The organism is Thermoanaerobacter sp. A7A, from assembly GCF_000445185.1.
Classification (GTDB): domain Bacteria; phylum Bacillota; class Thermoanaerobacteria; order Thermoanaerobacterales; family Thermoanaerobacteraceae; genus Thermoanaerobacter.
Genome location: NZ_AVAF01000032.1, coordinates 31,904 through 53,745, shown reverse-complemented (window position 1 = coordinate 53,745; position 21,842 = coordinate 31,904). Strand labels below are relative to the sequence as shown.

Here is a 21,842-nt window from a genome sequence, read left to right as displayed (position 1 = left end):
TTAAGAAGGTGAAAGAGTATGAGCATAAGACCTGAAGAAATAAGCTCAGTTATAGAAGAAAAAATAAAAAATTTCGATTTTAACCTTGAAACTCAGGAAATTGGACACGTCATCCAATCAGGTGATGGAATAGCGAGGATTTATGGCCTTGACAATGCTATTTACGGAGAAATGGTGGAGTTTGAAAGTGGAGTCGTTGGAATGGTCTTAAATCTTGAAGAAGATACCGTAGGTGTTGTTGTCCTTGGAGACCCCGAAAAAGTTAAAGAAGGGGATATAGTAAAAAGAACAGGCAGAATCATGGAAGTGCCTGTTGGAAAAGAAATGTTAGGAAGAGTTGTAAACCCCTTAGGAGAGCCCATTGATGGTAAAGGACCAATAAACTACGAAACAAAACGTCCAATTGAATATCCCGCTCCACCAATAGTAAGAAGGAAATCTGTGGATACACCTTTACAGACAGGTATTTTAGCTATAGATTCTATGATCCCTATAGGAAGAGGGCAGAGAGAATTAATAATTGGAGATAGGCAAACAGGTAAAACTGCTATTGCTATAGATACTATAATAAATCAAAAAGACAAAGGAGTATATTGTATATATGTAGCTATAGGACAAAAGGCTTCAACTGTTGCAGGAATTGTAAACATGTTAGAAAAGTATGGGGCTATGGAATATACAACAGTTGTCGCATCAACTGCCAGTGATTCAGCTGCACTTCAGTATATTGCTCCGTATGCAGGTTGCGCTATGGGAGAACATTTTATGTATCAAGGCAAAGATGTACTGGTAGTTTATGATGACCTTTCAAAGCATGCTATTGCTTATAGAACTATATCCTTGCTTTTGAGAAGACCACCTGGAAGAGAAGCATACCCTGGCGATGTATTTTACCTTCATTCAAGACTTCTTGAACGTTCTGCAAGGCTTGCAGATGAATACGGGGGAGGTTCGTTGACGGCTCTTCCTATTGTGGAAACATTGGCAGGGGATATATCTGCATATATTCCTACAAATGTAATTTCAATCACAGATGGACAAATATACCTTGAGTCAGAGCTTTTCTATTCAGGAATAAGACCAGCTATAAATGTGGGTCTATCTGTATCCCGTGTTGGCGGTGCCGCACAAATAAAGGCGATGAAAAAAGTGGCTGGTCGCTTAAGGTTGGAACTTTCTCAATATAGAGAATTGCAAGTTTTTGCGCGATTTGGGTCTGACTTAGATAAAGCAACCCTTGAAGTTTTAAGACAAGGGGAAAGAATTGTTGAAATCACAAAGCAACCTCAATATCAGCCAATGCCAGTAGAAGATCAAGTAATAGCTATATATACTGTGATGAATAGATATGTTGCTGATATCGAGGTAGAACAAGTTAGACCTTTTGTAAAAGGACTTTTAGAATTTTTGGATATAAATTATCCCGAAATAAAACAGTCGATAAGAGACACAAAAGATTTAAGTTCCGAAACAGAAGAAAAATTAAAAGCTGCAATTTTGGAGTACAAAGAAAAGTACGCCGCAAAGGGTGATAGTTAATGGGAAAAAGAGATATAGCCTTGCGCATTAAAAGTGTCAAAGAAACACGGAAAATTACGAGAGCTATGTATTTAATATCAGCGTCAAAGTTTCAAAAAGCAAAAGTCATGTTGGACAATGTAAGACCTTATTACCATAAGGTTCAGCTTACAATGAAAGATATATTGCTTCATACAGGGGAAGTTACTTCTCATTATCTTGAAAGAAAAGAAGATGACAAGGGGAATAAGAAAAAATCTGTAATAGTTGTAACAGGAGACAAAGGCCTTTGCGGTGCTTACAATCACAATGTCATAAAAACAACTCAAGAACTAATTGGAAAAGAAGAAGTAAACTTGATGGTAATAGGAGAAGTTGGAAGGCGTTATTTCATCAAAAAAGGTTATAATGTAGATATTGAATTTTTATATACCGCTCAAAATCCAACTACAGCCATAGCAGGAGAAATTAGCGATGTCATATTAAATGCTTACAATAGAGGGCTGACAGATGAAATATCTATTGTTTATACTGAAATGCAAGGACTTGTACAAAAGGTAAGGGTTTTAAGACTTTTACCTTTAGACATTGACAACTTTATGGCGTTAGCCAATGAAGGAGAAGAAGCTGAAAAGAATGAAGTAATAATTGACAGTGACATGATATACGAGCCTTCTGCTTCAGAAGTTTTTGATGTGCTTGTTCCTGAGTATCTCAAAGGTCTCATATACAGTATACTTGTTCAAGCTTTTGCTTCAGAGCATTTTGCAAGGATGATTGCAATGGATGGAGCAACGTCAAATGCCGATAAAATGATAAACAGACTTACTTTAGAGTATAATAAACTCAGGCAGGCTTCTATTACTCAGGAAATATCAGAAATAGTCGCAGGGGCATCTGTATAAAAGGAGATGATAAATTGAAGAAGGGGTATATTACACAGGTCATTGGTCCTGTTGTTGATATAAGATTTGAAGGGGAACTTCCTCCTATAAACAACGCCATAAAAATACCTATGGAAGACAGAGAATTAGTTGTTGAAGTATCTCAGCATATAGGAGACAATGTAGTAAGATGTGTTGCAATGGCTTCAACAGATGGCTTAAAAAGAGGTATGGAATGTATAGATACAGGCAGCCCTATAATGGTTCCTGTTGGAAAAGGGACTTTAGGCAGAATGTTTAATGTATTGGGGCAGCCTATAGATGAGTTAGGAGAAGTCAAAGATGTGAAGTACATGTCAATTCACAGAAAAGCACCGCCTTTTGAAGAACAAAGCCCTGCTACTGAAATTTTGGAGACGGGTATTAAAGTAATAGACTTACTTACTCCTTATCCAAAAGGCGGTAAAATAGGGCTCTTTGGTGGTGCAGGTGTTGGCAAAACTGTCTTAATAATGGAGCTAATACGCAACGTTGCCATAGAGCATGGTGGTTACTCAATTTTCACCGGTGTTGGTGAAAGGTCTCGTGAAGGAAACGAATTGTGGCATGAAATGCATGAATCAGGGGTTATAGACAAAACTGCTTTTGTATTTGGACAAATGAATGAGCCGCCGGGAGCCAGAATGAGAGTAGGTCTTGCAGGGCTTACAATGGCAGAATATTTTAGAGATGAAGAGCACCAAGACGTTCTTTTATTCATAGACAATATATTCAGGTTTGTCCAAGCTGGTTCAGAAGTTTCAGCTCTTTTAGGAAGAATGCCCTCTGCCGTTGGATATCAACCTACATTGGCTACAGACTTAGGCCTTTTACAAGAAAGGATTACTTCTACAAAGAAAGGGTCTATTACCTCAGTTCAGGCTGTTTACGTACCTGCTGATGACTTAACTGACCCAGCACCAGCTACAACTTTTACCCACTTAGATGCTACAACAGTTTTGTCAAGAAGTATTGCAGAAATGGGAATTTATCCTGCAGTAGATCCTTTAGATTCTACTTCACGTATATTGGAACCTCATATAGTAGGAGAAGAACACTATTATGTTGCGAGAAAAGTGCAGGAGATTTTGCAGAGGTATAAAGAACTGCAGGATATAATTGCTATATTGGGTATGGAAGAGCTTACAGAGGAAGATAAACTCATAGTTTACAGAGCAAGAAAGATACAGAGGTTTTTATCACAGCCTTTCTTTGTAGCAGAAACTTTTACTGGAACACCTGGCAAATATGTGCCGCTGAAAGAGACGATAAGAGGATTTAAGAAAATTGTAGAGGGAGAAATGGACGATATCCCAGAGGCTGCTTTCTACATGGTAGGAAATATAGACGAAGTCTACGAGAAAGCTGAAAAAATGAAATGAGGTGAAAAGAATGGATAAAAATTTTCACCTCGAGGTTTTAACTCCTCATAGAAAATTTTACGAAGGGGATGTGGAAGAAATAATAGTGACCATAACCACAGGTCAAATAGGTATTTTAAAAGGCCACATCCCCATGACAGCAGCCGTAGGTACAGGTACTTTACAGATAAAAAAAGACGGACAGTGGAGAGAGGCATTTATTTCCGGCGGCTTTATGGAAGTCAAAAGAGACAGTGTGACAATCTTGTCCAGTGCAGTAGAATGGCCCGAAGAAATTGATATAGCTCGTGCTCAAGCAGCCAAAGAAAGAGCAGAAGAAAAACTTAGGCAAAAAAGAAGCAAACAGGAACATCTTTTGGCAGAAGCAGCCTTAAAGAGGGCTTTGATGAGATTGCAAATTGCTAGCAAATATCAAAAAATGTAAAAATAAAACTTCCTACTGATGATTTTTAAAAGCAGTAGGAAGTTTTTTATTATTTACTCACTTCCTTTTCAGGCAGTTCGGAAAGCACTATACCTGCAAACATAAAAATTCCGCCTAGTATTGCTCTAAAGGACATCACTTCACCTGCAATTAAAAAAGCAGCTATTGCAGCAAAAACTGGTTCTAATGCAAATATCAAAGCTGTATGAGTAGCAGTAGTGTACGCTTGCATTGTATTTTGGGCAACAATAGCAAAAGCCGTAGCAAAAAAGCCGGTTATTATAATGGCTAACCAGACATCGACAGATGTAGGTATAAAAGGCTTTTCAAATAGAAAAGTCACAATGCCGCTTAAAAGTGCAACTATTCCTATTTGAATAGTAGCGAGTAAATATGTATCCAAGGTGGAGGCGTATTTTGCTATCAAAACAATCTGCATTCCAAAAGCAAAGGCACACAAAAGTGTCAAAAAGTCACCTATGTTAATAGATAAGTCAATATTTGTAGTGAGCAGTATAAGTCCTATAAAAGCGAGGACAATTCCTAAAATTGCAGGCTTTGAAGGCTTTCTTTTAAGAAGCACTGCTTCTAAAATTGGCACTAACACTACGCTAAACCCTGTTATAAATCCTGATTTAGATGCTGTAGTGTATTTAAGTCCCATTGTCTGAAAGGCATAACCTAAAAAAAGCATTGTCCCAATTACTGAAGCAGCAGCCAATGTTTTTTTGTCAATGGTTTTTAACTTTTTATAGAAGATTATTGCGAGAAGCGAAAAAGCCAATAAAAAGCGTATAAAAAGAAAATTGTATACAGGAAGTGTCTGTATAGCGTTTTTGACTATTATAAATGTAGCCCCCCACACCATGGTTACTACGGTGAGCACAATGTCGCTTTTTAATTGTTTTGACAAAATATCTCCTCCTCACAAGTTATTTAAAAATCACAGTTTAAAGTTGTGAACAATTGGCATACGTCTTCCTGTTCCAAAGGCTTTGGTGGTGACTTTGAGTCCAGGTGCTGCTTGTTTTCTTTTGTACTCTACTCTGTTGACTTTATTTATAACATCTTTTACCAATCTTTCATCATATCCTTTTTCTATTATTTCTTTTGCTGACCTGTTTTCCTCTATATACATTTTTAATATTTCATCCAAAATCTTGTAAGGAGGCAATGAGTCTTCATCTTTTTGATTAGGTCTTAATTCTGCAGAAGGAACTTTTTCAATTATAGAAATTGGAATTATTTCTCTTTCTCTGTTTATATACTTCGCAAGCTCGTATACCATTGTCTTAGGTACATCTGCAATTGGTGCAAGGCTTCCGCTCATATCTCCGTAAAGAGTGCAATATCCCATTGCCAATTCTGATTTATTTCCGGTAGTTAAAACAATGTGCCCTTCCCTATTTGATATAAACATTAAATAATTACCTCTTATTCTTGCCTGTATGTTTTCTTCTGCCAGGTCACCTATAACGCTGTTATCCCCATTGAAAACGGATAAATAACTTTTGAACACAGGCTCTATTGGGATTACTCTAAATTCAACTCCCAAATTTTCAGCCAGTATTCTTGCATCAGTTTTACTTCCTTCAGAGGAATATCTTGAAGGCATTGAAACTGCAAGAACATTTTCTTTTCCTAAAGCTTCTACTGCAATGGCACAAACTACTGCAGAATCTATTCCTCCGCTTAAGCCTACTACTGCCTTTTTAAAACCTGATTTTTTACAATAATCTCTTACACCAACTACGAGAGCATTGTATACCCATGATATATCCTCTTTTATCTCAGGTAACTCTTTAAAATTTTTAAGCTCTTCCATATCGACAATTTTAATGTCTTCCTCAAAAGCTTTAAGCTGCACAACTCTTTTGCCTTCTTCATTTACTACAAAGCTAGAACCGTCAAATATCAATTCATCATTTGCACCAACTTGATTCACGTAAACAAAAGGAATTGCGTACTTTTTTATTTTTTTCTCTATCATTTCTACTCTCATATTTTGCTTACCCAAGTAGTAAGGAGATGCTGAAATATTTATAAAAATATCAGGTTTTAGCTTAAATTGTTCTTCTAAAACATCAACAGAATAATCTACATTTGGCTCAAAAACATAATCTTTCCATATGTCTTCACATATATTAACTCCTAATTTTATCCCTTTAAAAGAAGCTACCTTTCTTATTTGTGCTGGTTTGAAATACCTTTTTTCATCAAATACGTCATAGTTTGGAAATAAAGTCTTATCAAAAACCTCGACTATTTTACCGTCATAAATAAAAAAAGCAGAATTGTAAAGATTGCCTTCTGTGTCTTGCCTTACAGTACCAAGTATTACTCCGATTTGATAAGTAGCGGGCAAGACTATTTCATTTATATATTTTTCATTGGCTTCTAAAAAATCTTGCATAAACAAAAAGTCTTTAGGAGGATAACCTACAGTAGACAATTCAGGGAACACCACAAGGTCAGCTTTTTGGTATTTTGCTGTATTTATAAACTCTACTATCTTTTTAAAGTTTCCTTTTATATCTCCTACAACTGGATTTATTTGTGCTAATGCAATTTTCATTAGTTTTCACCCCGCATTTATAGTACTACAATACATATTTTAGCACATAAAAAGACAAAAAACACTGTTTTCTATCTCCACCTTATCAGCTTTTTTTCAAGATACACTATAAAAATGTACATCAAGGCAGAAAGTATTGAGAGTATCATGACACTTGTCATTACCAAATCCAACTTAAAAATTTGACCGCCGTAGACAATCAAATATCCCAAACCTGCTTTAGAAACTAAGAATTCTCCTGTAATTACTCCTACCCAGGAAAGTCCGATGTTTATTTTTATGGCGGAAATAATCGTTGGGACACTGGCGGGAAGAATACATTTTGTAAGTATTTGCATTTTTGTGGCACCAAAAGTCTTTAAAAGTTTTATTTTTTCTTCGTCTACTTCTTTAAAACCCGTTTGCAAGCTGATTATAGTTACTATCAATGAAATAGCAAGAGCCATTGTAATTATTGGAGCTTCTCCATTTCCCATCCAAACTATAAATATAGGACCCAATGCAATTTTAGGGAGGCTATTAAGTACAACCAAATAAGGTTCTGCAACTTTTGACAAAAAATCTGACCACCACAAAAGTATAGCGATTATCATGCCAATTATTGTGCCAAGAGTAAAACCTATTATCGTTTCACTCAAAGTAACCCATATGTGCATAAAAAGAGAACCATTCTGGCTTAAAGTCATCATAGTTTTCAGCATTCTTGAAGGCTGGCTGACCAAAAAAGGGTCTACAATTTTATACCTTGCGACAATTTCCCATGTAGCGAAAAAGAGGATTAATAATGCAAATTGGGTGACTCGTATCAATACATTTTTTCTCTTAACTTTTTTTAAAAATTCCCTGTGCTCCTTTGAAATATAAGGGGTTGCTGCTTCATACATGGACATCCAACTCCTTCCAAATAGAATTAAAATATTCTCTAAACTCAGGAGCTTTTCTGCAGCCTATGGGAGTTCGATCTTCACAGGTTAAGACAATGTCATAAATCTTTTTTACATGGGCAGGCCTATTTGATAGCACTACAATTCTGTCACACATAGAAATTGCCTCTGAGATATCGTGAGTTACTATGACCGCAGTTTTTTGCTCATATTTAAGAATTTTATACACTTCATCGGATATAGCAAGTCTTGTTTGGTAGTCTAAAGCAGAAAAGGCCTCATCTAGTAAAAGTATGTCTGGTTTTAAAGCCAATGTCCTTATGAGAGCGGCTCTTTGTCGCATCCCACCTGACAATTGATTAGGATAATGGTTTTTAAACTCGCCGAGGCCGTATTTTACAAGCAAACCTTCTACGTATTTTTTAGACTCTTCTGTTAGACTTTTTTGTATTTCAAGTCCAAGTAGCGCATTTTGCCATATATTTCGCCATTCAAAAAGGTGGTCTTTTTGGAGCATATAGCCTATTTTTCCATTTACCTCTACACTTCCGTAAGAAGGCTTTAAAAGACCGGAAATAATCGAAAGAAGAGTAGATTTGCCACACCCAGAAGGGCCTATAATCCCTACAAATTCTCCTTCGTACACATCAAAAGAAATATTTTTTAAAGCTTCAGTTTCACCCTCTAAGGTGTGATAATTAAAGGATACATCTTTGAGGCTGACCATTATTTTATTCATAAAAGACACTCCCTTCTATGTGAAGTTAATAAAAGGGGAGTTGTGCTCAATATGGGAGGGACATATTGAGCACAATTTAAAACCCTACTTTTTGATCATTTTTTCAGCTTTTTCAGCGAAAGTGTTGTTGATTAGAAGATGTGAGTCCACCTTTTCTTTTATTACACTTGCATCTAAAAGTATATTTTGCAAAAAATCAAAGTCTTCAACTTTCATTTTTAGAGTAGTGCCCCAGGTGTTTTGATTTTTGTATCTTTCAATAGCTGTCGCCATAAGGTCTATATCAGCATCTGGGAAGAAAGGCTTAATTGCTTCTGCTACTTCTTTAGGAGAATGAGATTCCACCCACAGCATTCCCTTATACGCTGCATTTACAAAACGCTGTATTATATCGGGATGTTTTTCAATATAGCTTTTTCTTGCATTAAAAGTCGTATAAGGAACTTCATGACTGGAAGCGCCAACTGATGCTACAATGTATCCACCTTTTTGTTTTTCAACTAGGGAAGCTGTAGGTTCGAATAACGCCACGTAATCAGCATCGGAAGACATAAAAGCTCCCGCTGCAGCTGTAAATTGAAGATTGGTGATGAGAGTTAAATCTGTTTTTGGATTTATGCCGTGCTCTTTTAAAATGTATTCCAGTGTCATTTGAGGCATTCCGCCAGGCCTTCCACCTATTACCTTTTTGCCTCTTAAATTTTCCCATTTAAAGTCCGGTTCAGGCTTTTTCCCCAAAAGGAAAGACCCATCTTTTCTTGTGAGCTGCCCAAAGTTTACAAGATAATCATCTCTACCTTCTTTAAGTACGTATACAGTGGTTTCAGGCCCTTGAAGTCCTATGTCTGCTGTGCCTGATAAAACGGCCGTTGCAGCTTTATCTGACCCTTGAGCAGTTGTAATGACGAGTTCCAGCCCCTGTTCTTTGAAAAAGCCTTGGCTTACAGCTACGTAATAGGGAGCGTAAAAAATAGAATGGACTGTTTCTACAAAATTAATTTTTGTAAGTTTTTGACTTTTATTTATACACCCTGCAAATAAAGAAACTGTAAGGGCTAATACTAACAGGAATACAATTAAGTACTTAAGCCTCATACCCATCCTCCTTTTTCTATTTTCACTTTATTATATTCTTGCAATTAAAATGTGTGATTGAGGCAAATTGTGCCTTTTTGCGATTTTAAATTTGTAATTGATAGTTTGATAAAAAGAAGGAAAAGTGAAATTTTTGTCGAATATGTATATACTGTGGTCTTAATGGATTAAAATGCTACAAGAAAAGGGGATTGAAAATGGCACAAAAAGTAGCTGTAAAAAAGGGCAAGACATTAAAAAAACAAACGAAAAAAACCTACAGAAGTTTTGCAAGCTTAGACACAATATTTTATATATTGCTTTTAGTTCTCGTATTTTATCCACCTTTTTTTAGAGGCATGTACTTTGAAAAAGAAATGTTTCCCACGATTGCATTGACTTCTGCGGTATTTATTATATGGGCTATTTTTAAAATTGTGCAAAAAGAACCCATAATAAGTACTACCTTAGACTATGCTGCTTTATCTCTTGTAGTGGCGTATATAATCTCTAGTTTTTTTGCTGTAAATATAAGGGCGAGCATAGGGGAAGTTTTGAGATATTTTGATTATTTGTTCATGTATTTTATGGTTAGTAGAACCGTAAAAGATAACAAAAAAATTTTTATGCTGTTAAATGTGCTAGTTTTAAGCTCTTTTGTAGTAGCGGTTGTGGGGCTGGGATCTTCAGTTAATCTCATCCATTACAACGGTTCATGGGTAGGAGGCAGGATAAACTCTACTTTTCAGTACCCTAATACAACAGCTTCATTTTTGATGGCTTTTTTCCTTGTCAATTTAGCTTTAATTTCTTATACTGATAATAAATATTTAAAGGCAATATACGGCGTAACCGCTTATACACAGTTTTACGCCTATGTATTTACCTTATCTCGCGGAGCATGGCTTATGCTTCCTTTCCTTGGCATTATCCTCATGTTTTTGATGCCAAGAGGCAAAAGAATAGAACCTTTTATGTATTTTGTAGGGGTTTTAATTGCTTCAGCACTGCCTATAGTAAAATTTAATTCAGCAGTTGCCAGCGGTGTAGCTCTCAATTTAATCAAATGGTATTTGATTGGGGTTTTTGCTTCACTAATTGTTACATACGCAATAAGCTTTTTTGTAAGTGTTGTCAATAAAATAAATGTGAAAGTGGGAATAGCTATTGCTGCTGCAATTGGAATCTTTGTGTTAGCAGCAGGATACATAGTTTTTACGACACAAGTTCCTTTGACTTTAAAACATGATGTAGAGGAGCCTGACAGCATAAAAAGCATAACGAGATTTGTGAGTGCAGAACCTGACAGAGTTTATGTATTAAAATACGATGTTGTAGCCAAAAATCCCTCAAATAAGGATTGGGCTTACGGCATAATAATAAACAGCAGAAATGAAAATGACCAATCCACTAAAATTACAGAATTTTACGATAAAGACAATTTCATAGGAGAAAAAACAATAGAATTTTCTACTTTGAAAGACACAAAAAGGCTTGCCATAACATTTGTGAATAGATTTCAAAATACATCAGTTACTTTTACAAAGGCGCAAATATATCCTAAAAATGCTCCTTATGAAGCACAAAACATAATGTTAAAATACAAGTACTTGCCAGAGAATATTGCATCACGTGTCCAAGATATAAGCCTGTCAACCCAAAGTAGCTCACAAAGAATGCAGTTTTACAAAGATGGATTAAAAATTTTTAAAGATTATCCTATATTGGGAGCAGGTGGTGGTGCATGGGCATCACTATATTTCAAATACCAATCTTACCTGTATTGGACTACTCAGACTCATAACTATTTCATGCAGGTACTTTTAGATACGGGTATCATTGGAGCTATTGCTATAATATTTTTGTTGGTATCCCTTTTTAGAAGCATGCATAGAGTGTATAAAGGATACATGGAAGACAAAGACAGAATTTTAATTGCTGCAATTATAACAGCAATAGTAAGTCTTTACGCTCATGCTGCAATGGATTTTGACCTGTCGCTTTCTGCAGTATCTATTGCACTTTGGGCGTTAATTGGTATAATAAATTCTCTGGACATACTAAAAGTTAAAGTAAAAAACAAAAAAATTTACTTAAACTATTTAGCGATAGTTGTAGCCTTTGTTGTAATGTTTATGTCTACCTCTATGTCAGTAGCGCTAAGTTATGCCGTAAAAGGGGATAACTTTTTGAGACAACAAAATCTTATTTTGGCGGAACAAAATTATGAAAAAGCAGTATCCTATGACCCTTGGAACGCAAAATACAGAATGACATACGGGCAAATTCTCACCGCCTTTGGTGACCAGTTAAAGGATGCTGTAAGGCTTCAAAAAGCGATGTTTGAGGAAGAAAAAGCCGTGCAATTAGAGCCTTTTAATTCTCAACTTAATGCCCAACTGGGAGCTTTCTATCTTGCTCATGGACAAATTGACCTTGGCCTTAAATATGTATTAAAAGCAGTGGAAGTACAACCATTGAGGCCAGAAAATTACCAGCAATTAGCTGATGCTTATAACAAAGTTGGTATGTATTATTTAAACAATGGAGATAAAGAAAAGGCAAAAGAATTTTTGCAAAAAGCGGTAGATGTACAAAAAATGTTTGACAAAGCAAATTCCAAATCATTAGAGCCAAAGCCTATGACTGAAATGACCAAACAGATAATAGAAGAATCCCAAAAGACGCTTCAAGAGATACATTAAAAGTGTATCTCTTTTTTTATCTTGATTTACCATAAAAGGAATGGTATGATGAAGCTAGTAAAAGGTTTTTATATGGGGGCCATGAAATGACAAATGAAGATTTTGTGAATTTTATTGTTGACAAATTTAATAGTTTTGAAAAAAGGTTTGACAACTTTGAAAAAAGATTGGATGGATTTGAAGAAAGATTTGATGAAGCTATTACAAAAATAAAGATGAAGTTAAAGAAAAAAACACTAGATTAGAATGATAAAAAGATTACCGAATTAAACCAAAAATCACAGGAAGTAAAGCTGGATAGACAGCTTTTAAAGAGAGCAGTAGTAAATTTGTAGACATCGAGATACACTATAAAGTGTGTCTTTTTTTGTAAAGTGTAGCAGTAAAATCCTGAGCCGAAGTGAAACGAAGCCTTAAGCTGAAGAATCTTTGTTTTCTGTCATTCTGAGGCGAAGCCGAAGAATCTCATGCATAAAGGAATACAAAAAATGCAAAAAAGTATTAAAAAAGAAAAGAAAGAGGTGGTAGAGATGAAGAAAATACCCTATGGGATGTCCAATTTCAGAGCGATGAGAGAAGAAGGATACCTGTATGTAGATAAAACGATGTATATAGAGAAGATAGAGAACTTAAATAGCAAATACCTGTTTTTCATAAGGCCGAGGAGGTTTGGGAAAAGTCTCTTTCTTTCAACATTAGAGAACTACTATGACATAAACAATGAGAAAGACTTTGAGAAACTATTTGGTGACTTATATATAGGGAAGAAGCCAACAAAGCTAAAGAACAGTTATATGATACTCAAACTGAATTTTTCAGGCCTAAACACAGAAAACAAAGACCAACTAAAAGAGTCCTTTTTGTTAAGTGTGAAAAATTCAATAAATGCTTTATTAGGCAGATACGAGGGTATATTAGGAAATACGGAAGAAATAAGGGAGAAAATTGACCAAATAACTGATATAAATGCGGTTATAATGACGCTAATAAATGAAGTAAAAAAAGTAGGTAAAAAGATATACCTAATAATAGACGAATATGACCATTTTGCCAATGACATAATAGCGATGGGTGAGAGTGAATTTTACAGAGAGATAGTGAGGGCATCAGGATTTGTAAGAGACTTTTATGAGACATTGAAGATAGGGACAGAGAGTGTAATAGACAGGATATTCATAACAGGGATATCCCCAATAATGTTGGACGACTTAACGAGTGGATTTAACATAGCATTAAATGTCACAATGGATTTAAGCTTAAATGAGATGCTGGGATTTACAGAAGAAGAAGTGGTGAAGATACTAGAAGAAGTAGGGATAGAGGAAAAAGAGAATTTAATAAATAACTTAAGGGAATTATACGATGGCTATAAATTCAACAAAAATGCCAAGACAAGGGTATACAATCCAGACATGGTACTATACTTTTTAGCACAATACAAAAACACAGGAGGATATCCAGAGTATCTAATAGACGACAATGTAAAGACAGACTATGGTAGGCTAAACAGGCTTACAATGAATGAAGAGAACAAGGCATTATTAGAGAGAATCATAAAAGAGGAAGGGATAGTAGCGGAGATAGTAACAAAATTTTCATTTGACAGAATGTACGACGAAGAATACTTCATTTCTCTTCTATTTTATATGGGCTTATTAACAATAAAAGATTACAGGTACAATATCTTAGAACTTGGCATACCTAATTACGTAATAAAAACAATGTATTGGGAGTACTTCAGTAAAAAATTAAAGGAAGAAAACAACATAAAATATGAAATGCTAGAAATAGCAAAAGCCATATGGGAAATGGCATTTGAAGGAAAAATAAAGAACTTTGTAAAATTTATAAGTGAAAAAGTTCTAAAAGTATTATCCAATAGAGATACAATAAAATTTGATGAAAAATATATAAAAATAATACTCTTTTCATACTTGACAATGAGTAACATATACAAGCTTATAAGTGAGAAAGAAACAGAGGGAGGTTATATAGATATTTATTTAGAAAAAGACATAAGAATGCCAGATGTAAAATACGAATGGTTGATAGAGCTAAAGTATGTAAAGAAAAGTGACGAAAAATATATTGAGGAGATAAGAGAAAAAGGGAAAGAACAATTAAAGAGATACCGTGAAAGTATGCAATTTAAAGATAAACAAAATTTAAAGAAAGCATTAGTGGTATTTATAGGAAAAGGAGATTACAAAATATTTGAAGAGTAATGAGAAGAAAGTTATTCAGCATCAGGAAGGAATAATATCAGACTTCAAAGGTTTACTATAATCTTTTCATGGAATATCATTCTATAAAATTATAAAAAATTCCTTTGGAAAAGAAGGAAAATGTAAATTTACGTCGAATATATATTATTGTTCACGCTAAATTTTGACATGATCCGATAGGACTTATGAGGCTGTTTCGGCGCCCATAAGTTTTATTGGTGGTAATATAGATACAGAAGCGGAGGCGGTGCTTTTTAAGCACTTGCGCCCGCAGAGTGAGGCTTTATCTTTTTTATTTCCTGCAGTAGTCAAAAATGATGTGATATAATATAGGTGAGATATGATGGAAACTGATAAAAATAAAAAGAATTTAAATGCCCCTCATGATAAAGGTTATAAATATCTACTTTCTCATAAAAAAGTATTTATTGAACTTTTAAGAAGTTTTGTCAAAAAAGATTGGGTAAATGAAATAGACGAATCTAAAGTAATACGAATAAACAAATCCTTCATATTGCAAGATTTTAAAAATAAAGAGGCTGATTTGGTTTATCAAGTAAAATTGAAGGATAAAGAAGTTTTCTTTTATATATTGTTGGAATTACAATCAAAAGTTGATTTTCAAATGCCATACAGATTGTTATTGTATATAATTGAAGTGTGGAGAGAAATTCTTAAAGATACATCATTAAACCAGCAAAAAAGGAAGGACTATAAATTACCAGCGATTATTCCTATTGTGTTGTATAATGGTGTTAATAGATGGACTGCTTCTTTGAGCTTTAAAGAAACGATAGATTCATATCAATTATTTGGAGAAAATATAATAGACTTTAAATATATTTTCATTGATGTGAATAGATATAATGAAGAAGAACTTTTACAATTATCTAATCTTATAGGTAGTGTCTTTTTGCTAGACAGAAGGATAGACAGAGAAGAATTAATAGAAAGATTAAAAAAATTAACAGATGTGCTCAAAAATCTGTCTGAAGAAGAGTTTATATTATTGAGAAACTGGTTTGTGTCTATTATATTCAGATTTCTACCCGAAGGCAAAAGAGAAGAGGTAAAGAAAATATTCGAAAAGAGTGAGGGGGTGGAAAAAATGATTTCCAATTTAGAACGTAGTTTAAAAGAGGAATTTAAAAAAACTAGAAAAGAAGGAAAAATAGAAGGGAAAATAGAAGGGAAAATAGAAGGAAAAATAGAAGGAATACGAATGGTGCTACTTGAACAATTGAAAGAAAAGTTTAAAGATATACCTTTTGAATATATAAATGGACTTGAAAAGTTAGATGACAAAGCATTACTTGCTTTAGCAAGAGATATTTTGAAAATTGAAAAATTAGATGACTTAAAGAAGTATATAAATTAGTTTTATAGGCATGGTCTTTTATTTTTTGGCGTAATAATGGACTAATTGTACGAAATCATAATTTAGTATAATTGTAAGGTGGATAGGGGTTTTTTTTATTTTTATGAAAATCAATTTAATAATCTGACAGAGGAGAGAGAGAAATTGAGCACAAACAAGGGAATGAAAATAGTAATTGTTGGCACAGGCTATGTCGGTTTAACGACAGCTGTTATGCTTGCTTATATAGGGCATAACGTTGTTGGAGTAGATATTGATGAAAAAAAGATAGAACTGCTCAAAAAAGGGAAAAGTCCAATACATGAGGCTGGTGTAGAAGAACTATTAACTAGTTTAAAAAATAATATTACTTTCACTACCGATTTAAAATCTAATGTAGGCGATGCAGATATTATTATGATTGCTGTTGGTACTCCAGCAAAAGCTAATGGAGAAGCAAATACACATTATGTAGAAGAAGCTGCTTGTACCGTTGCAGAAGGGCTAATAGATGGGCGTAAATATACTGTTGTTGTAAAGTCTACTGTGCCAATTGGCACTAATAGGCGTGTAGCCCATGTAATTAAAAAAACACTAGAAGAAAGAAATGTTAAAGCTACTGTATATGTTGCTTCAAATCCTGAATTCTTACGTGAAGGAATGGCGCTTTATGATAGCTTTTATCCAGACAGGATTGTTATTGGATCAGAAGATCCAGAAGCTATTGAAATGCTCAGAAGAATGCACAGACCAATTTTAGAACAAACTTTTGATCCACCTCAAGCTATTCCTAAGCGTGATGGTTATAGCCTTCCACCCCTTATCACAACTGATCCTGTAAGTGCTGAAATGATAAAATACGCTGCTAATGCCTTTTTAGCGCTAAAGATAAGCTTTATCAATGAAATTGCTGGCCTTTGTGAAAAAGTGGGCGCTGATGTTACTGAAGTTGCTCGTGGCATCGGATTAGATACGCGTATTGGAGCCCGTTTTTTAAACGCAGGTATAGGATGGGGAGGGAGCTGTTTTCCAAAAGACACTGCTGCCCTAATTGCTGTAGGCAGAGAATACAACTATGAGATGCCTATTGTGGAAGCAGCACGGAGAGTCAATCAGCTTCAGAGGGAGCGCACTGTTGAAAAATTACAGTCAGTGTTAAAAGGTGTACGAGGGCGTACAATTGCAATTTTAGGTCTATCTTTTAAACCAGGAACTGACGATGTAAGAGAATCTCCGGCAATTGATATTATTAGATTACTCATAGAAAGGGGAGCACATATTCGTGCACATGACCCTGTTGCCATAGAAAATGCGCGTAAAGCTTTTACTACTGAAGAACTTCAAGAAATAACCTTTGTAGATGATCCATACCTAGCAGCAGAAGGAGCAGATGCTGTAGTAGTTGCAACGGAATGGCAGCTTTATCGTAAGATTGATTTAAAACGCCTAGCTTATGTGATGCGCACCCCCATATTACTTGATGGGAGAAATATTTATGCACCCAAAGAAGCAAGAGGAGCAGGATTTATATACATGGGGGTGGGCAGATGAAACATGCTTTAGTTACTGGAGGAGCAGGGTTTATTGGAAGCCATTTGGTGGACAGGCTATTAAAAGAAGGATGGCAAGTCACTGTAGTGGACAATTTTGACCCATTTTATGACCCTGCCATCAAAAGAAAAAACATTTCTGCTCATTTTGATTATAAGACGTATCGGCTATTTGAAATAGATATAAGAGATATGGAAGCACTTCACGAAAAATTAACTGATGACTATGATGTTATCGTTCATTTAGCGGCAAAAGCGGGGGTACGCCCATCAATTCAAGATCCAATTGGCTATCAGGAAGTAAATGTTAGAGGAACGCAAAACCTTTTAGAATTTGCACGGCATAGAGGAATAAAGCAGTTCGTTTTTGCTTCTTCCTCTAGTGTTTATGGTATAAATCATAATGTTCCTTGGAAAGAAGATGACTGTGTGTTAAAGCCAATTAGCCCTTATGCCTCTACAAAAGTGAGTGGTGAATTATTAGGCCATGTATACAGCCATCTTTATGGGATTCGCTTTATTGCACTCAGATTTTTTACAGTATATGGGCCTAGACAAAGGCCAGATCTAGCTATTCATAAATTTGCTCGATTGATGCTAGAAGGAAAGCCTATACCCATATACGGCGACGGTTCAAGCCGCAGGGATTATACATATATAGACGATATTATTGAAGGTGTACGTAGGGCTATGGATTATACTGCCACATTGTATGAGGTAATTAATCTTGGTAACAATCAAATCGTTAGCTTATTAGAAATGGTGAGAACATTAGAAGAAGCTTTGGGGATAAGGGCTCATCTTGAGTTTTTGCCTTTACAGCCAGGTGACGTGCCGCAGACCTGGGCGGATATGGAGAAAGCAGAAAGGCTTTTAGGGTTTAGGCCGAAGATAGAGTTTAAGAAAGGGATACATAATTTTGTGGAGTGGATAAAGAGGTCTTAGAATAGCTAGAAAAGGATTTAATCAGTTTTTTGGAAATAGAATAATAATTCTGAAAAGGATGAAGGAAATGAAATCTAACTTTGAATTTACCTTTACTGTATTTACTCCGACATTTAATCGAGCTTATGTGCTTGAGAGATTATATAATAGTTTGAAAAAACAAACTTTTCGCGATTTTGAATGGATAATAATAGATGATGGATCAGAGGATGGTACAAAAGAGTTAGTTGATAAATGGAAAAAAGAAGCATGGTTCCCTATCAATTACATATGGCAACCTAATAGCGGAAAACACGTTGCAATAAATAGAGGAGTTGAGGTGGCGAGAGGTTTTTTGTTTTTAATTGTAGATTCAGATGATTGGCTTGGACCTAACGGATTAGAACGTTTGCTTTATTTATGGGAAACAATTCCTGAAGAAGATGCCAATAATTTTGCGGGTGTAGGTGGATTGCTTGCTTTTCCAAATGGTGAAATAATAGGCGATGTTTTCCCAACACAAGTATGGGATTCTAATATGCTTGATCGCTGGCTCAAATGGGGAATAAAAGGTGACAAAATGGAGTGTTTTCGAACTGATGTGCTGAGATTGTATAAGTTTCCTGAGGATATAGGTAAATTCGTTCCAGAAGGAATTGTATGGAATAAAATAGGAAACAAGTATAAAATGCGATATTTTAATGAAATAATTGCTTATAGAGAATATTTACCCGATGGTCTATCATCAAAAGGATTATCTTTTGCTATGAAAACTGCATTAGCCCGATGGTTATATTTTAAAGATTTGTGTGCGCTTGTTTCAAAACGAAGGGATGTAAGTTTTTATAAGAAGATTAGATTTTGTGTCAGTTATACACGGTTTGCGTTGCATGCACGGGTGTCAATTGTTAAGCAGTTTCTTGAATCGTCGCTTAAAATATGGTGGATTATATCTTTCCCAGTGGGTTTAGGGGTGTTTATATGGGACCATATAAGAGTAAAAATAATGAATCAAAACTGAAAGAATTTAAAATAGCATTATTTATTCCATCCCTTCGTGGTGGTGGAGCAGAACGGGTTATGTTAAATTTGGCAAGAGGATTTGCTGAAAGAGGGTATAAAGTAGATTTAGTTCTTGCTAAAGCAGAAGGACCTTATCTTTCACAGGTTCCCGATAATATACGAGTGATTGACCTCAAGAGCCGGCGAGTTCTGTATAGTTTACCTGGACTTATTCGCTATTTACGCCAAGAAAGACCAGAGGCTTTACTATCGGCTTTAGATCACGCAAATATTGTAGCCTTGTGGGCTAAAAAACTCTCCCAAGTACCAACACGTGTAGTAGTAAGTGTTCATAGCACTCTCAGTAAAGCTAGTACAAATGCAACGAGTATACGTGCCAGACTTATTCCTTTATGGGTGCGTGTCTTTTACCCCGGGGTAGATGCGGTTGTTGCTGTTTCAAAAGGAGTAGCCGAAGACCTTATACGGCTTACCAATTTACGTCGAGAAAAAGTCCATGTAATATACAACCCAGTAATAACTCCTGAACTTTTTGCTAAAGCTGATGAGCCTTTAGATCATCCTTGGTTTGACCCGAGTGAGCCTCCTGTAGTACTAAGCGTAGGTCGATTGACTCCTGCAAAAGATTATTCTACCCTCATTCGTGCTTTTGCTTTAGTACGCAAAGAGATTCCAGCACGTCTTATGATTTTAGGTGAAGGAGAAGAGAGGCCTAAACTTGAAGCCTTAATTAAAGAACTTAGATTAGAGCAGGATGTTGCTTTACCTGGATTTGTAAATAATCCTTATAAATATATGAGACATGCAACTGTGTTTGTTTTGTCATCTCGATGGGAAGGATTTGGAAATGTGCTTGTGGAGGCGATGGCTTTAGGAACGCCAGTAGTATCAACAGACTGTCCTAGTGGGCCTTCGGAAATATTGGATGGTGGAAAACATGGGAAATTAGTACCCGTTGGAGATCCAAATTTAATGGCTAAAGCTATTTTAGAAACATTAGAAGATAGGAAAAAAGATTTATCTAAAATTAATCTAACACTATTTTCTTTAGAATACGTTATGAACGAGTATGCGAAAATTCTTATAAGCGAGTAATATAGTATAAGGAGTGCTAAAACTAATGAGGAATTCATCTAAAAATTATAATAATCATAATCAGCAGTATTTCGATAAAACTTTGTTATTGCGATTTGATATAACAGGTTATATATTGGGATTTTTCATTATTGCTTCTATTTTGTCGCTAATGGTTCACAACGTATTTAATCAAAATCATACTTATACAAATATTTTCTTTGTTTTTCCTATATTATTAGTATTGTTATTTGTTTTTCTTAGAGAATTAAGATCCATATTCTTAGTACCAGAGCTCAAGATTTTAATCCTTTTTCTGGTGTGGATTTTATTTGTTTATTTTATTCGTATACCTGTAAATACTGAGTCTTTGATAAAGTCTTCAATAAGGCTTTCCTCACTCTTATTTCAAATTTTGTTATATTTTATTTCTTTTAAATACTTTTATCGTAATTCAAAAGGTTTATATCAGATATGGTTATATACAGCAACGTCAAGTATATTTTTTCTGATTATGTCTAATTTTTTTAATCGCAACATAAATGTTTTAGATGTTATAAAAGGAGTTACAAGATACGAAGGTATTTCTGGTCCAAATGCACATGGCATCATTTCTGCGTTAGCAATTATAAGTTTAACAGCACTTTTGACAAATAAAAAAAATATTTTAAAAAAATTTATAATATTTTTCTTTATTAGCTATGCGTCATTTAATTTGTTGATTACTGGCTCTCGCTGGAGTTTATTTATTATCTTTGTTTATATAATGACATATTCTTTTAAAATTAAATATTCACTTTTTGTAATATTCATAACAATTGGTACAGTGTTGCTAATAGGTATTGATGCTTATTTGGGTAGCAGTATGTTAAGAACCGTATTTGTTAGTATTTATCACATGTTTCCCTACTTCCGTTTAAGCGAATATAGTATAATAGGACGCATTGTTCCTTTTATATGGTGGTTTGAAAAGGCAAAGCGAAATTTTTTTATGCCATATGGATTGAATGTGTTTGACAAAGAACTACTAAAGTTACAACCTTTAGACGGAAGTTATCTTGCTTTGTTATTGGAGCTTGGATTACCTGGTTTGATTTTAATATTAGCATTTATCAGGCTAATTGTACTACATGGGAATGAAGTACTTAAAGTGAATATTAAACAAGACGAAGATGATAATTACAAGTTTGTAAAAATAGCGTTAGCAGCTTTTCTTGCCATATCATTACATGGAATAGGGGAAACGTATATTTTTGTTGGGATTCAATTAGGAAACATTTTATTTTGGGTAATAGCAGCTAATTTATCTGCAAATTATTATAAACTGAAATTAAAAAATAAGACTCACGGTAATATGTCAATACCTTAAAATTGGAAAATAAAATTATCAAAGCAAAAAAAGACAATAATACCCTTAGCCAATTAATATGGTAAAAATTGGCTTCAAAAGTAGCAATTAATAGGT

At 34.8% G+C, this 21,842-nt stretch carries 18 protein-coding genes; 13 read left to right on the top strand and 5 right to left on the bottom strand.

From position 1 onward, the window contains the following. The first annotated feature begins 18 nt into the window (after positions 1–18). Genes atpA through M663_RS0102095 form a run of 4 tightly spaced genes read left to right on the top strand, consistent with a single transcriptional unit; the run spans position 19 to position 4,247 of the window. Complete coding sequence (gene atpA / locus M663_RS0102110) at positions 19–1,539, top strand: F0F1 ATP synthase subunit alpha (protein WP_029687795.1); 1,521 nt, start codon at positions 19–21, stop codon at positions 1,537–1,539. Then, the gene (atpG, locus tag M663_RS0102105) at positions 1,539–2,423 is read left to right on the top strand and encodes an ATP synthase F1 subunit gamma (protein WP_029687794.1); all 885 of its coding nucleotides are present in this window, start codon (positions 1,539–1,541) and stop codon (positions 2,421–2,423) included. Before atpA ends, atpG begins: the two co-directional genes overlap by 1 nt. A 14-nt stretch (positions 2,424–2,437) precedes the next feature. Next, on the top strand, positions 2,438–3,823 hold the full coding sequence (gene atpD / locus M663_RS0102100) for a F0F1 ATP synthase subunit beta (RefSeq protein ID WP_003870594.1): 1,386 nt from the start codon (positions 2,438–2,440) through the stop codon (positions 3,821–3,823). A gap of 10 nt (positions 3,824–3,833) precedes the next feature. Further along, positions 3,834–4,247, top strand: coding sequence for a F0F1 ATP synthase subunit epsilon (locus tag M663_RS0102095; RefSeq protein WP_004397392.1), 414 nt, complete (start codon positions 3,834–3,836; stop codon positions 4,245–4,247). Positions 4,248–4,296: 49 nt separating this feature from the next. On the opposite strand, the gene M663_RS0102090 is transcribed toward M663_RS0102095, so the two are convergent. The 5 genes from M663_RS0102090 to M663_RS0102070 all read right to left on the bottom strand — a co-directional run bounded on the left by M663_RS0102090 (position 4,297) and on the right by M663_RS0102070 (position 9,540). Next, positions 4,297–5,160, bottom strand: a complete 864-nt coding sequence (locus M663_RS0102090) for a DMT family transporter (RefSeq protein ID WP_029687792.1) — start codon at positions 5,158–5,160, stop codon at positions 4,297–4,299. Positions 5,161–5,190: 30 nt separating this feature from the next. Then, positions 5,191–6,822: an NAD+ synthase gene (locus M663_RS0102085; RefSeq protein ID WP_029687791.1), complete on the bottom strand. Its 1,632-nt coding sequence runs from the start codon at positions 6,820–6,822 to the stop codon at positions 5,191–5,193. 71 nt (positions 6,823–6,893) lie between these two features. Continuing rightward, complete coding sequence (locus M663_RS0102080) at positions 6,894–7,706, bottom strand: ABC transporter permease (RefSeq protein WP_029687790.1); 813 nt, start codon at positions 7,704–7,706, stop codon at positions 6,894–6,896. Further along, a complete protein-coding gene (locus M663_RS0102075) occupies positions 7,699–8,445 on the bottom strand; it encodes an ABC transporter ATP-binding protein (protein ID WP_004397377.1) in 747 nt (248 codons plus the stop codon). Before M663_RS0102075 ends, M663_RS0102080 begins: the two co-directional genes overlap by 8 nt. An 84-nt stretch (positions 8,446–8,529) precedes the next feature. Then, positions 8,530–9,540 (bottom strand): ABC transporter substrate-binding protein, encoded by a 1,011-nt coding sequence (locus M663_RS0102070; protein ID WP_029687789.1) that lies wholly within the window; start codon positions 9,538–9,540, stop codon positions 8,530–8,532. Positions 9,541–9,737: 197 nt separating this feature from the next. On the opposite strand from M663_RS0102070, the gene M663_RS0102065 reads away from it, so the two are divergent. The 9 genes from M663_RS0102065 to M663_RS15070 all read left to right on the top strand — a co-directional run bounded on the left by M663_RS0102065 (position 9,738) and on the right by M663_RS15070 (position 21,746). Continuing rightward, positions 9,738–12,224, top strand: a complete 2,487-nt coding sequence (locus M663_RS0102065; RefSeq protein WP_029687788.1) for an O-antigen ligase family protein — start codon at positions 9,738–9,740, stop codon at positions 12,222–12,224. An 86-nt stretch (positions 12,225–12,310) separates the two neighbouring features. After that, positions 12,311–12,469 carry a hypothetical protein gene (locus tag M663_RS15075; RefSeq protein ID WP_273702592.1) on the top strand — a complete coding sequence of 53 codons (159 nt, stop codon included), beginning with the start codon at positions 12,311–12,313 and terminating at the stop codon, positions 12,467–12,469. 285 nt (positions 12,470–12,754) lie between these two features. After that, complete coding sequence (locus M663_RS0102055; RefSeq protein WP_029687787.1) at positions 12,755–14,449, top strand: ATP-binding protein; 1,695 nt, start codon at positions 12,755–12,757, stop codon at positions 14,447–14,449. A gap of 340 nt (positions 14,450–14,789) precedes the next feature. Next, complete coding sequence (locus M663_RS0102050) at positions 14,790–15,827, top strand: Rpn family recombination-promoting nuclease/putative transposase (RefSeq protein WP_029687786.1); 1,038 nt, start codon at positions 14,790–14,792, stop codon at positions 15,825–15,827. A gap of 144 nt (positions 15,828–15,971) precedes the next feature. Further along, a complete protein-coding gene (locus M663_RS0102045; RefSeq protein ID WP_337954487.1) occupies positions 15,972–17,357 on the top strand; it encodes a UDP-glucose/GDP-mannose dehydrogenase family protein in 1,386 nt (461 codons plus the stop codon). Beyond that, positions 17,354–18,301, top strand: coding sequence for an NAD-dependent epimerase/dehydratase family protein (locus tag M663_RS0102040; RefSeq protein ID WP_009610136.1), 948 nt, complete (start codon positions 17,354–17,356; stop codon positions 18,299–18,301). The genes M663_RS0102045 and M663_RS0102040 overlap by 4 nt, the downstream gene beginning before the upstream one ends. A gap of 67 nt (positions 18,302–18,368) precedes the next feature. Beyond that, positions 18,369–19,301: a glycosyltransferase family 2 protein gene (locus M663_RS0102035; RefSeq protein WP_029687784.1), complete on the top strand. Its 933-nt coding sequence runs from the start codon at positions 18,369–18,371 to the stop codon at positions 19,299–19,301. After that, positions 19,262–20,398: a glycosyltransferase gene (locus M663_RS0102030; RefSeq protein ID WP_009610146.1), complete on the top strand. Its 1,137-nt coding sequence runs from the start codon at positions 19,262–19,264 to the stop codon at positions 20,396–20,398. Before M663_RS0102035 ends, M663_RS0102030 begins: the two co-directional genes overlap by 40 nt. Positions 20,399–20,891: 493 nt before the next feature. Beyond that, entirely contained in the window at positions 20,892–21,746 is an 855-nt protein-coding gene (locus tag M663_RS15070; protein ID WP_273702591.1) for a hypothetical protein, read from the top strand. Positions 21,747–21,842 lie beyond the last annotated feature (96 nt).